Genomic DNA, 11,786 nt, shown 5'->3' with positions numbered 1-11,786 from the left:
CGGTCTACGCTGTCGCGGGTGAGTGCACACAGGTTCTTGATCCGTCGGACGACGGCCGACGACTGGCGCGAGGTCCGCGACCTCCGCCTCGAGATGATCCGCGACACGCCGCAGGCGTACGTCGAGTCCCTCGAGCAGGCGGAGACCGTGAGCGAGGCCGAGTGGCGGGCACGAGGTGCGCGCGGCACCGCCGAGCACGGCATCTCGCTCGCCGGCATCGACGCGTCAGGACGCTGGGTCGCCACGATGGGCGGCTTCGTCCCCGACGCCCAGCAGGCTGCTTCTCTCGACGTCGGCCCCGGCCCGCTGCTCGTCGGCGTCTACGTCGCCCCCGACGTCCGCGGGCGAGAGGTCGGGCTCGCCGACGCGATGCTCACCGCCGTCGAGGACTGGGCCCGCCACGAGGGAGACCAGTTCACCTTGCACGTCCACGAGGACAACCCGCGTGCGCAGGCCTTCTACGCACGGCGAGGGTTCGTCGCCACCGGGCGGACGGTCCCGTACCCGTTGGTCCCCGAAGAGCGGGAGGTCGAGATGGTCAAGGACCTGCGGCCGGCCGGCGGAGGAGGGGACGCACGATGACGCAGCGCCACGCCGACGGGTCAGGCCACCGTCGCGGGAACATGTTCCGCCGGTCCGTCCCCGCCGTCCCCAGCGGGCCGGCCGAGGCGGCCGTGTCGACCCGCCGGACCCGGTACGTCGTCGACGGTCGGCTCACCCCGGCGCCGCCCGAGGTGAGCATCTCCGAGGCGCTGCGCTACGCGCAGGACGAGCCCGGCACCATGACGCTCTCGCTGTTCCCCGCACCGACCGCGGAGGACGTCGACGAGCTGGCGCAGGCATGGGGACTCCACCCGCTCCTCGTCGAGGACCTGCACCACGCCGGGCAGCGCCCCAAGCTCGAGCGCTACGGGGACGTCCTCTTCCTCGTGGTGCGCTCGGCCCGCTACCTCGACGACATCGAGGACGTCGACTTCTCCGAGTTCCACGTGCTCGTGCGCCCGCACGCCATCGCGGTGCTCTGCCAGGACGGGCGGTGGATCGACGGCTCCGACGAGACCACCCTCCCCGGCAGCTCCACCGAGATCGCCGACCACACCCTCCTCGACGACGAGCGCCTGCTGGCCCTCGGACCCGAGGCCGTGCTGTACCGGCTGCTCGACGCGATCGTCGACGGGTACCTGCCGGTGCTGCGCGGGCTGGCGGTCGACAAGGAGCAGATCGAGCGCCAGGTGTTCAGCGGCGACCCGGCCGTGACCGAACGGATCTACCGGCTCAGCCAGGAGGTCATCGACCTCCAGCACGCGACCTCGTCGCTCACCGAGGTCCTCGACGCCCTGGGCCGCGGCTTCGACCGGTACGGGATCCCCGACGCGCTGCGCGCCTACCTCCAGGACGTCACCGACCACCTGACGCGTGTCGACATCCGGGTCAGCGAGCTGCGCGAGGCCCTCGCCCAGATCCTCACGGTCAACGCGACCCTGGTCAGCCAGCGCCAGAACGAGGACATGAAGAAGATCTCCGGGTGGGCGGCGATCCTCTTCGCGCCGACGCTCATCGGCGCGGTCTACGGCATGAACTTCGACAGCATGCCCGAGCTCCACTGGACCTTCGGGTACCCCCTTGCGGTCTCGGCCATGGTGGCCCTCGGAGCCGGGCTGTACCTGGTGTTCAAGCGCAAGCGGTGGATGTAGGGACGAGCAGGCCAGTGCCGGACGGGCTGCCTCCCAGGCTGTCCGACCGCCTCAGGGTGCCTGTCTGACGACGATGCGTCACCACCACGGTCATCTCCACCACGGCCTCCGGGCAGACCGCGCGGCGACCAGCACGAGGCACGCGAGGGTCAGCCCGACCGCCCAGTAGGTCCGTGGCTCTCCCCAGAGAGGCTCGAGCACGACCGAGCATCGAGGTGCGGGGCTGCAGACGGTCTCGACCTCAGGAGAAACGCCGGGGCGCACCCCGCCGACCAGGGTGAACGCCTGTGCTCCAGGGCTCTGGTAGCCCTGCCCTGTGCGCAGCCCTACGACGAGCATCTCGACGACGATCACGTAGGTGAGCACGACGGTGAGTACTGCGACGTCGGAGCGGCAGACGGTTGCGGTCGCCGCTCCCACCGCGCTCGCAGCCCCGACGAGCAGGGCGCCGCGCACGACGACGCCGGCAGCCGCGACGGCCGACACCCCGTCCGACAACCCGCCGAGATGGCCGACGATCATCAGACCCGCGCAGCACAGAAGGAGCGAGGCTGCTCCGACGACCGTTCCTGCGGCCCACCACACCGTGACTCGCACAGCGGCTGGGACGGAGCGCGCTTCCGGGGTCACCCACGAGAGCCGCACGGTCCCGCTCCGCCACTCGCTCCCCACCGCGACGGCAGAGGTCACCAGCATCATGACTGCCACCCCGAGAGCGAGGGCAGCGACGTCGACGGGCAGCTGGACCGCGAGCTGGTACCGCGGCTCGAGATACAGGTGCTCGAGCGGGATGTCGACACCCTGGGCCAGCGCGACGGCCGCGTCTCGCTCGGCATCGGCGAGAGCCCGCGAGACGTCGGTCGAGCTGTGCACCTGCCGCACCACCGGGAGGGCGGTCGCGCAGACGACCGCCAGCAGTACCGCCAGGCGGAGCGGGCGACGTCGGACCAGCCAGAGGTGCTCCGCGACGAGCAGACGGATCATCGCCGCCGCCGTGCACGCGTAGTGCGTCGAGGTGGTGCCGACGCGTCGCGGTCGTAGAGACGGACGAAGAGACCGCGGTCGACGGTCGCCTCCAGGACCTCGACCTGACCGGTCAGAGCGGCGAGCGCTGCAGGGAGGCTCGCGCCCGCGGGGAGACACACGCCGCGGGCCGACCGCGAGGTGGGGACGGCGTGCTGGTCGAGGATCTCGGCGGCGCGGGCGTCGTCCGACGTCCGGAGGATCTGCCGAGGGCTCGGCAAGCCGGACGCGGCCTCTGCCACCGGGCCCGTGCTGGTGACGCGTCCCTGGCGCAGGCAGGTCACGTCGTCGCAGACGAGCTCGAGCTGGGCGAGGTCGTGCGAGCACACGAGGACGGTGCGTCCGCGGTCACGGATCGCGAGCAGGGTCGCCCGGAGGTGCTCGACGCCCTGGGGGTCGAGACCGCTCGTCGGTTCGTCGAGGACGAGAACCCTGGCGCCCGAGAGGAGCGCCGTGGCGATCGAGAGCCGCTGGGCCATCCCGGTCGAGAGGGCTGCGCCTCGGGTGGTGAGGAACTCGTCGACACCGGTCGAGCGGACCACCTCTGCCGTCTCGGTCGCGCCGACCAGGCGCGACCGGTGATCGATGACCTGCGCCGCGGTGAGGTCTGGTGGGTACCGGTCGCCGACGAAGAGCACCGCAGGGGTGCTGGCGGCACGTATCGTCCCGCCGCGCGTCGGGACGAGCCCTGCGACCGCGCGCAGGAGGCTGGTCTTGCCCGCTCCGTTGTGCCCCAGGAGCGCGTGGACGGTCCGCTCTCGTACGTCGAAGGTCACGTCGTCGACGAGCCGGCGCCCTCCCCGCTCGACCCTGACCGACTCGAAGGTCAGGGCCGAGCCGGGAGGCATCACGCGCGGGCCCCGCAGACGAGCGGCGTCCCAGGGCCGCTCCACTCGTCGGGGTAGGTGGCGACGCGCAGCAGCGAGGAGCCCTCCAGGCCCTTCGACACGAGCCACTCCGAGTGGTGCTCGTCGCATGCCGCCTCGGCGTACCCGCCGACCACCGCGGTCGGCGGAGTGCTGCCGGCAGGAGGTGCGTCGGGTCCGAAGACCGTCACCGCGGAGATCTCGACAGCTCCCGGCTCACCGCACGCGACCGTCTGGGCCATCCCGTCGACCGGGTACGAGCTCCCGAGGCAGTGCGTGGTGGTGATCTCGTCGAAGGGGACGAGCGAGATCGTGCCCTCGTCGACCCCGAGAGGATTCGAACCGTCGGCAGCCCCCGGACCGTCGCTGCACGCTGCCAGCGCGACGGCGGCGAGGGCGAGCACCAGGGTGAGGCGACCCCACCGGTCGGGAGCCGTCAGCACTGCTGCATGCCGTGGTAGGTGTCCCACTGGTCCGTACGCCCGTTGTCGTTGTCCGCGTTCCAGTACCAGACCCGGTTCGTGATGGACCGGACATAGTGCTTTCCGGTGACGTGCGAGTGGCCGCTGACGGTCGAGGGGTTCTCGGCCCCCGGGGTGGCGTTGATGCGGATCGAGGAGGCGGAGCACGCCGTCGATGCCTGCGCTGACGTCATCGGCACGGCGACTGCCGCGGCGGCGAGCGTGGCGGCGACCACGACTCCGGAGAGGGTCTTCCTGGTGCTGTTCATGTGATCACGCGATCCTTTCGTGACGAACAGGCGATATGCCAGTTTCGAGAGAGACCATCGCAGATTCTGCACATATGGGTCAAGAGGTTCTCGAGCCTGTGGACAGACGGGTCCTTCCGGACCGACCCTCGCGTCCCGCACTGTGGCCTACCTGACACACCGTCAGGAGCGCCGAGAGGGTGATCGGCACTACTGTGTGAGGAAGTGTCTCGATGTCGAGACATCTGTGTACCGGTCGACGGAAGGACGCAGCAGGGTGGACCTGTTCGAATACCAGGCGCGCGACATCTTCGAGAAGCACGGCGTCCCCGTGCTGGGTGGAGTGGTCGCGACCACTCCTGAAGAGGCTCGCTCAGGCGCAGAAGAGCTCGGCGGAGGAACTGTCGTCGTCAAGGCGCAGGTCAAGGTCGGAGGCCGCGGGAAGGCGGGCGGCGTCAAGCTCGCCCACACCCCCGACGAGGCAGCCGCCAGGGCCGAAGAGATCCTCGGCATGGACATCAAGGGGCACACCGTCCACCGCGTCATGATCGCGGCCGGTGCGAAGATCGCCGAGGAGTTCTACTTCTCGGTGCTCCTCGACCGGGCCAACCGCTCGTACCTCGCCATGGCGAGCGTCGAAGGTGGCATGGAGATCGAGCAGCTCGCGGTCGAGCGGCCCGAGGCCCTCGCCAAGGTCGCCGTGGACCCGATCGTCGGGATCGACGAGGCCAAGGCCGTCGAGATCGCCGAGGCCGCAGGCTTCGCGGACGACATCAAGGCGCAGGTCGTCGACGCGTTCCAGAAGCTCTGGACCGTGTACAAGGAGGAGGACGCGACGCTCGTCGAGGTCAACCCCCTCGTCCGCACGGAAGACGGCTCGATCGTCGCCCTCGACGGCAAGGTCACCCTCGACGAGAACGCCGGGTTCCGCCACGCGGAGCACGCCGACCTCGAGGACAAGGCCGCGGCCGACCCGCTCGAGGCCAAGGCCAAGGAGAACGACCTCAACTACGTCAAGCTCGACGGCGAGGTCGGCATCATCGGCAACGGCGCAGGGCTCGTCATGAGCACCCTCGACGTCGTCGCGTACGCCGGCGAGGCGCACGGTGGGGTCAAGCCCGCCAACTTCCTCGACATCGGCGGCGGCGCCTCGGCCGAGGTCATGGCCGCGGGTCTCGACGTCATCCTCGGCGACGAGCAGGTCAAGAGCGTCTTCGTCAACGTCTTCGGTGGCATCACCGCGTGCGACGCCGTCGCGAACGGCATCGTCGGAGCCCTCAAGGTCCTCGGCGACGCTGCGACCAAGCCGCTCGTCGTCCGTCTCGACGGCAACAACGTCGAGGAGGGACGCGCGATCCTCATCGAGGCCGCTCACCCGCTCGTGACCCTCGCCGACACCATGGACGGCGGCGCCGACAAGGCTGCCGAGCTCGCCCACGCGTCGGTCTGACCGCACCCGAACGAGAGAAGAAGCGACACAACTATGGCAATCTTCATCACTGAGGACTCCAAGGTCATCGTTCAGGGCATGACCGGTTCCGAGGGCCAGAAGCACACCACGCGCATGCTGGCGTCGGGCACGAACATCGTCGGCGGCGTGAACCCGCGCAAGGCCGGCACGTCCGTCACCTTCCCGAAGGGCGAGTCGAGCGTCGACGTCCCCGTGTTCGGCTCCGTCGCCGACGCGATGACCGAGACCGGCGCCGACGTCTCCGTGATCTTCGTGCCGCCGGCCTTCACCAAGGCCGCCGTCGTCGAGGCCATCGAGGCGGGCATCCCGCTCGTCGTCATCATCACCGAGGGTGTCCCCGTCAAGGACACCGCCGAGTTCTTCACGCTCGCGCAGGAGCGTGGCGTGCGGCTCATCGGCCCGAACTGCCCCGGGCTCATCAGCCCCGGGCTGTCGAACGTCGGCATCATCCCCGCGAACATCACGGGCGCCGGCAAGATCGGGCTCGTGTCCAAGTCGGGCACGCTCACGTACCAGATGATGTACGAGCTCCGTGACTTCGGCTTCTCGACCGCGATCGGCATCGGCGGAGACCCCATCATCGGGACGACGCACATCGACGCCCTCGAGGCCTTCGAGGCCGACCCCGAGACCGCCGCGATCGTCATGATCGGCGAGATCGGCGGGGACGCCGAGGAGCGTGCCGCGGCGTACATCGCCGAGCACGTCACCAAGCCCGTCGTCGGCTACGTCGCCGGCTTCACGGCACCCGAGGGCAAGACCATGGGCCACGCCGGCGCCATCGTCTCCGGCTCCTCGGGCACCGCTCAGGCCAAGAAGGAGGCCCTCGAGGCCGCCGGGGTCAAGGTCGGCAAGACGCCGTCCGAGACCGCGTCGCTCATGCGCGAGATCCTCTCCGCCTGACGCACCGGGCTCGAGCAGCACCTGGCTGCACCTGGCACGACCCAGCAGCACCCAGCACGACCAGCAGCACCCAGCAGCGCAGACGCAGGCCCGTCCCGGCTCGACCGGGGCGGGCCTGCTGTCGTCGGTGCCGGTGGCAGTCACCCGCCGCTCGCAGGTGCCTGCTGGTGCGCCCTGGCGCGTCTGCGCAGAACTTTCACGGCGGTTTCGTCCGGCTCACCGCCCGGCATCCCTCGACTGGGCCTCGGCACGGTGGACCATGGTCGGTGTGAACCGTGGACCTCGCAGCGACGACCCGACCAGCGGCCGCCCCGTCGGCGTGCGTCGGACGCTCGAGCAGGACACCACGACCCGCTCCGACGGGCCCTCGTCGCTCGGTGGCCCCTGGGTGTCGGGCGTCCTCGGCGCGATCCAGGCGGTCGTGTTCTCCCTCGCCGTCGTCGTCGTCCCCGCGATCGCGATGGCCGTCGCGGCCAACGCACAGCTGAGCGCCAGCACGTCGGGCTGGACCGCAGCGGTGCCCGTCGCGTCGCGGCTCTGGCTCCTCGGGCACGGCGTCCCGCTGGTGACCGGGATCGCGACCGTCACCATCGTCCCGCTCGGGATCACCGCAGCCGCGGTGTTCGCCGTCTTCGTGTCGGCCCGACGGACGATCGTCCCCACCCGGTCCGCCTTCTGGTCGGCCGCGGCGACCTACACCGTCGGCACGCTGCTCGTCGCCGTCTCGACCGGGTCGACGAGCGGGCTCCAGCTCACCTCGGCAGCCCTGGGTGGGCTCGCGGTCGCGCTCGTCGGGCTGTGCTGGGGGCTGCTCACCGGACCAGAGCCGGGGCCGCTCGCCGACCGCGCGGCGGTGCTCGCCGCACGGCTGCCCCAGGTCGTCCGTGACGGTGCCCGCGGCGCCGCCACCGCTGCTGCGGTCGTCGCGCTGCTCTCGGGCCTGCTCACCCTGCTCTGGGTGATGATCGGCTGGTCGACGGTCGGAGACGTCCTGAGCGACCTGCGGCTCGACGCCGCCAGCAGCATCTCCCTGGGCATCGCCCAGCTCGCGCTGCTGCCCAACCTCGCCGTCTTCGCCGGGACCTGGATCGCCGGTCCCGGGTTCGCCGTGGGCTCCGGCACGCACTTCGGGCCCGATCTCGTCACCTCGGCGCCGCTGCCCGCCATCCCGCTGCTCGGAGCGCTCCCCGCGCCGTCCGCCGGCGGCGGGGTCGGTGTCTGGGCGCCGGTCCTCGTCGGGGTCGCCGGTGTGGTCGGCGGCTGGGTCGCCAGCCGTCGGACCGAGCACATGCTGTGGTGGCACACGGTCGTCGTCGCCGGGCTGGTCGGTACGGGGGCGGGCGTGGCCGCCGGGACCATGGTCGCGCTCGCCTCGGGCGTCGCCGGCCCTGGGCGGCTGGCCGACGTCGGGGCCTCGCCGGTCTACCTCGGAGCCTGCGTCGCAGCCCAGGTGGGTGCCGGTGCGCTGCTCGTCCTGCTCGTCACCCGCGCCGAGGTGCACGCGGCACTCGCCTCGGCCTGGCGGTCGATGCGGTCGCGCCGGAGAGAGGGCGCGGGTGGCGAGCGCGCCGCAGCGGGGGACGGCTCACCTGACAAGGCCGGGGCTGACAAGGCTGGAGCAGACAAGGCTGGAGCAGACAAGGCCGGAGCCGACAAGGCCGGAGCGTGCACGGCACCGGCAGACTCGTCAGCAGCGGCAGAGACCGCCGGGGGCACGCCTGCGCCGTCTCGTGCGGGCGCACCGTCGACGTCGGGGACGGTCTCCGAGCCTGGCAGCGCCAGCAAGACCACCGCGACCAGCTCCGTCCCGAAGGCGTCAGGCGCGTCGACCACCGCCACGCCCTCCGACGACGCTCAGCGGGCGAGCGACGACGTGTAGTCGTCGATCGCGGTCTCGTAGGCGGTCTGGCACGACGACTCCGCGGCCACGGTGATGGCCTGCCCGAGGCAGTGCTGGCGGTCCATCTCGATCTGCCACACCGGGATCACCGCGAGGGTCGACACGGCGAGCACCACGGTCATGGTCATCCCCGCCGCCAGCACCGCGACGAGGAGGCCGCGCACCCCGGCACGCCACACGGTCCGCAGCGCGCGGACCCCGACCACGAGGGCGACCACGCCGACGACGACGCTGAGCATCCGCCACGGCAGGTCGACGGACGAGAGCAGCAGCGACGCGAGCATCACCAGGCCGAAGCCCATCACGGCGCGGCTCGCCCGGCGGGCCTGCTCCGGGTCGACGGGAGGACGAGGCGGGGGACCGGCCGGGCCGGGGCTCTCAGGGCGGGTGCCTTCGGGACCCAGACCGTCGGGTCCGCCCGGCGGCGGTCCTGAGACGGGCTGCCCCGGGTGCTCGACCGGGGGAGCGGCAGGCGGCGGGGCAGGACTGCCCGGAGGCTTGGGGGCGTACGGGTTTCCCATCGGACCATCATCCCGTACCCGGGGGCGGTCCTGTGCCCGGGACCCCGCCGCGCCCGGCGGGCCAGCACGCTAGTGTTCCGACCGTGACTCCTGCAGACTCCGTCCGTACCCCGTCCGGCAGCACCGTCCCCGTCGTCGGTCGCGGCGACAGCGCGACGGCCCGCGTGGTCGTGCTGGCCTCGGGTGCCGGCAGCAACCTCGCGGCGCTGCTCGCGGCCCACGACGACCCCGCCTACGGCGCGCGCGTCGTCGCCGTCGTCACCGACAAGCCCGACGCCGGTGCCCTCGAGCACGCGCGTACCGCCGGGGTCGCGTGCGCCGTCGTCGAGCCCCAGGACTTCGAGACGCGCGAGGGCTGGGACCGGGCGCTCGCCGAGACGGTCGCCGTGTTCCACGCGGACTACGTCGTGAGCGCGGGCTTCATGCGGATCCTCGGTGCCGGCTTCCTCTCGGTGTTCGGCGGCCGCACCCTTAACACGCACCCGGCGCTGCTGCCGTCCTTCCCCGGCGCGCACGGTGTCCGTGACGCCCTCGCCTACGGGGTGAGGGTCACGGGCTGCACGGTGCACCTCATCGACGCAGGGGTCGACACCGGGCCGATCGTCGCGCAGGCCGTGGTCGCCGTCGAGGACGGCGACGACGAGGCGACCCTGCACGAGCGCATCAAGACCGTCGAGCGGTCCCTGCTCGTCGAGTGGGTCGGGCGCGTCGCGCGCGGCGGGCTGACGGTCGACGGCCGTCGGGTCGTCGTCGGGACGCCCGAGGGCTGAGCCCAGCCGTCGCCGGCGGCCGACCCGCCTCGCCTGCCGGCGACAGCCGTCGTCTGCCCCTTCAGCCCTCGACCGATCTCGGTTAGGCTGGATGCTGGTCGCGACTGGCGAGGGTGGGGTTCACCACCGGGGAGCGACCGGAACGCCCCCGCAGCTGCGCCGCCCGCCTGGGCGCCTGGGTCCACGTCACCGCTCCGTCGCACCTGGACGGACGGTCTCACGAGAACCGCAGCCCGGAGGAGACCCCTGATGTCCGCAGCACACCCGTCCGTCCCTGTCGCCCAGCTCGACGACGACTCGCAGCGCCCCGTGCGCCGCGCCCTGGTCAGCGTCTACGACAAGACGGGCCTCGCCGAGCTCGCCCAGGCGCTGCACGCTGCCGGCGTCGAGATCGTCTCGACCGGGTCGACCGCCTCGACCATCGCCGCCGCGGGAGTGCCCGTCACCGGCGTCGAGGAGCTCACCGGGTTCCCCGAGTGCCTCGAGGGCCGCGTCAAGACGCTGCACCCGCGCGTGCACGCAGGCATCCTCGCCGACACCCGCAAGGCCGACCACCTCGCCCAGCTCGACGAGCTCGGCATCACGCCCTTCGAGCTCGTGGTCGTCAACCTGTACCCCTTCACCGCGACCGTCGCCTCGGGCGCCACCCCCGACGAGTGCGTCGAGCAGATCGACATCGGCGGACCGTCGATGGTGCGCGCCGCCGCCAAGAACCACCCGAGCGTCGCCGTCGTCGTCGACCCCGCCGCGTACCCCGAGGTCGTCGCCGCCGTCCAGGACGGCGGGTTCACCTACGCCCAGCGCAAGGCGCTCGCCGCCCAGGCCTTCGTGCACACCGCGAGCTACGACGTCGCCGTCGCCACGTGGATGAGCGAGGTCGTGTCGCCCACCGACGTCGTGCTCACCGAGGGGACCGACGGCCTCGGCGTCTCGACCGGGTTCCCGTCCTGGCGCGGGGCCACGTGGACCCGCTCCGACGTGCTCCGCTACGGCGAGAACCCGCACCAGGGTGCCGCGATCTACGTCGCCGAGGGGGCCACCGGCGGACTCGCCCAGGCCGTCCAGCTGCACGGCAAGGCCATGAGCTACAACAACTACGTCGACGCCGACGCCGCATGGCGCGCCGCCCACGACCACGACGGCGCGACCGTCGCGATCATCAAGCACGCCAACCCCTGCGGCATCGCCGTCGGCACCGACATCGCCGACGCGCACGCCAAGGCCCACGCCTGCGACCCGCTGAGCGCCTTCGGTGGGGTCATCGCCGCCAACGGCATCATCACCAAGGCTGCCGCGGAGCAGATCGCGCCGATCTTCACCGAGGTGGTCGTCGCCCCCGGCTTCGAGCCCGAGGCCGTCGAGATCCTCAGCGCCAAGAAGAACATCCGCCTGCTCCAGGTCGACGGCGCGCCGTCGACGACGGTCGAGACCCGCCCGATCAGCGGCGGTCTCCTCGTCCAGGAGGTCGACCTCGTCGACGCCGCCTCCGAGACCGGTGGCGACGCACCCGAGAGCTGGACCCTCGCGACCGGCGAGGCCGCCGACGCGCAGACGCTCGCCGACCTCGAGTTCGCCTGGCGCGCGGTCCGCGCCGTGAAGTCCAACGCCATCCTCCTCGCCGACGGCGGGGCGTCCGTGGGCGTCGGCATGGGTCAGGTCAACCGCGTGGACTCCTGCCGTCTCGCGGTCGAGCGTGCCAACTCCGGTGACGTCGAGCGTGCTCGTGGCGCCGTCGCGGCCTCCGACGCGTTCTTCCCCTTCGCCGACGGCCTCCAGGTGCTCCTCGACGCCGGTGTCCGCGCCGTCGTGCAGCCGGGCGGGTCCGTCCGTGACGCCGAGGTCGTCGCCGCGGCCGAGGCCGCCGGTGTGACGCTCTACCTCACCGGGACGCGCCACTTCGCGCACTGAGGCGACGAGCACCACGACGTC

General features: G+C 72.0%; 12 protein-coding genes and 1 riboswitch. Of the genes, 7 read left to right on the top strand and 5 right to left on the bottom strand.

Annotation, left to right across the window (positions count from 1 at the left end; all coding sequences use genetic code 11):
- Nucleotides 1-18 precede the first annotated feature (18 nt).
- Together SKED_RS13845 and SKED_RS13840 are read left to right on the top strand one after the other, a co-directional pair.
- Nucleotides 19-582 carry a GNAT family N-acetyltransferase gene (locus SKED_RS13845; protein WP_245534566.1) on the top strand — a complete coding sequence of 188 codons (564 nt, stop codon included), beginning with the start codon at nucleotides 19-21 and terminating at the stop codon, nucleotides 580-582.
- Nucleotides 579-1,694, top strand: a complete 1,116-nt coding sequence (locus SKED_RS13840; protein ID WP_012867792.1) for a magnesium and cobalt transport protein CorA — start codon at nucleotides 579-581, stop codon at nucleotides 1,692-1,694. The genes SKED_RS13845 and SKED_RS13840 overlap by 4 nt, the downstream gene beginning before the upstream one ends.
- A 90-nt stretch (nucleotides 1,695-1,784) precedes the next feature.
- On the opposite strand, the gene SKED_RS13835 is transcribed toward SKED_RS13840, so the two are convergent.
- Genes SKED_RS13835 through SKED_RS13820 form a run of 4 tightly spaced genes read right to left on the bottom strand, consistent with a single transcriptional unit; the run spans nucleotide 1,785 to nucleotide 4,313 of the window.
- The gene (locus SKED_RS13835) at nucleotides 1,785-2,678 is read right to left on the bottom strand and encodes a hypothetical protein (RefSeq protein WP_012867791.1); all 894 of its coding nucleotides are present in this window, start codon (nucleotides 2,676-2,678) and stop codon (nucleotides 1,785-1,787) included.
- Nucleotides 2,675-3,565, bottom strand: coding sequence for an ATP-binding cassette domain-containing protein (locus tag SKED_RS13830; protein ID WP_245534666.1), 891 nt, complete (start codon nucleotides 3,563-3,565; stop codon nucleotides 2,675-2,677). Before SKED_RS13830 ends, SKED_RS13835 begins: the two co-directional genes overlap by 4 nt.
- Nucleotides 3,565-4,026 carry a hypothetical protein gene (locus SKED_RS20360; protein ID WP_012867789.1) on the bottom strand — a complete coding sequence of 154 codons (462 nt, stop codon included), beginning with the start codon at nucleotides 4,024-4,026 and terminating at the stop codon, nucleotides 3,565-3,567. The genes SKED_RS13830 and SKED_RS20360 overlap by 1 nt, the downstream gene beginning before the upstream one ends.
- On the bottom strand, nucleotides 4,020-4,313 hold the full coding sequence (locus SKED_RS13820) for a hypothetical protein (protein ID WP_012867788.1): 294 nt from the start codon (nucleotides 4,311-4,313) through the stop codon (nucleotides 4,020-4,022). Before SKED_RS13820 ends, SKED_RS20360 begins: the two co-directional genes overlap by 7 nt.
- Before the next feature lie 256 nt (nucleotides 4,314-4,569).
- Here SKED_RS13820 and sucC point away from each other — a divergent pair, with 256 nt between their 5' ends.
- The 3 genes from sucC to SKED_RS20355 all read left to right on the top strand — a co-directional run bounded on the left by sucC (nucleotide 4,570) and on the right by SKED_RS20355 (nucleotide 8,545).
- Entirely contained in the window at nucleotides 4,570-5,742 is a 1,173-nt protein-coding gene (sucC, locus tag SKED_RS13815; protein WP_012867787.1) for an ADP-forming succinate--CoA ligase subunit beta, read from the top strand.
- A 33-nt stretch (nucleotides 5,743-5,775) separates the two neighbouring features.
- A complete protein-coding gene (gene sucD / locus SKED_RS13810; RefSeq protein ID WP_012867786.1) occupies nucleotides 5,776-6,666 on the top strand; it encodes a succinate--CoA ligase subunit alpha in 891 nt (296 codons plus the stop codon).
- A gap of 268 nt (nucleotides 6,667-6,934) precedes the next feature.
- Nucleotides 6,935-8,545 carry a cell division protein PerM gene (locus SKED_RS20355; RefSeq protein WP_169310147.1) on the top strand — a complete coding sequence of 537 codons (1,611 nt, stop codon included), beginning with the start codon at nucleotides 6,935-6,937 and terminating at the stop codon, nucleotides 8,543-8,545.
- Here SKED_RS20355 and SKED_RS20060 read toward each other — a convergent pair.
- Complete coding sequence (locus SKED_RS20060; RefSeq protein ID WP_143755745.1) at nucleotides 8,521-9,087, bottom strand: hypothetical protein; 567 nt, start codon at nucleotides 9,085-9,087, stop codon at nucleotides 8,521-8,523. The two genes, SKED_RS20355 and SKED_RS20060, sit on opposite strands and share 25 nt — an antisense overlap.
- Nucleotides 9,088-9,170: 83 nt before the next feature.
- On the opposite strand from SKED_RS20060, the gene purN reads away from it, so the two are divergent.
- Complete coding sequence (gene purN / locus SKED_RS13795) at nucleotides 9,171-9,857, top strand: phosphoribosylglycinamide formyltransferase (protein WP_012867783.1); 687 nt, start codon at nucleotides 9,171-9,173, stop codon at nucleotides 9,855-9,857.
- 90 nt (nucleotides 9,858-9,947) lie between these two features.
- A riboswitch (ZMP/ZTP riboswitch) is annotated at nucleotides 9,948-10,037 on the top strand.
- Nucleotides 10,038-10,106: 69 nt separating this feature from the next.
- Nucleotides 10,107-11,765: a bifunctional phosphoribosylaminoimidazolecarboxamide formyltransferase/IMP cyclohydrolase gene (purH, locus tag SKED_RS13790; RefSeq protein ID WP_012867782.1), complete on the top strand. Its 1,659-nt coding sequence runs from the start codon at nucleotides 10,107-10,109 to the stop codon at nucleotides 11,763-11,765.
- Nucleotides 11,766-11,786 lie beyond the last annotated feature (21 nt).

The organism is Sanguibacter keddieii DSM 10542 (assembly GCF_000024925.1).
In the GTDB taxonomy this organism is placed as follows: Bacteria; Actinomycetota; Actinomycetes; order Actinomycetales; family Cellulomonadaceae; genus Sanguibacter; species Sanguibacter keddieii.
The sequence above is the reverse complement of the archived record's forward strand: the minus strand, read 5'-3'. Positions and strand labels throughout refer to the sequence as shown.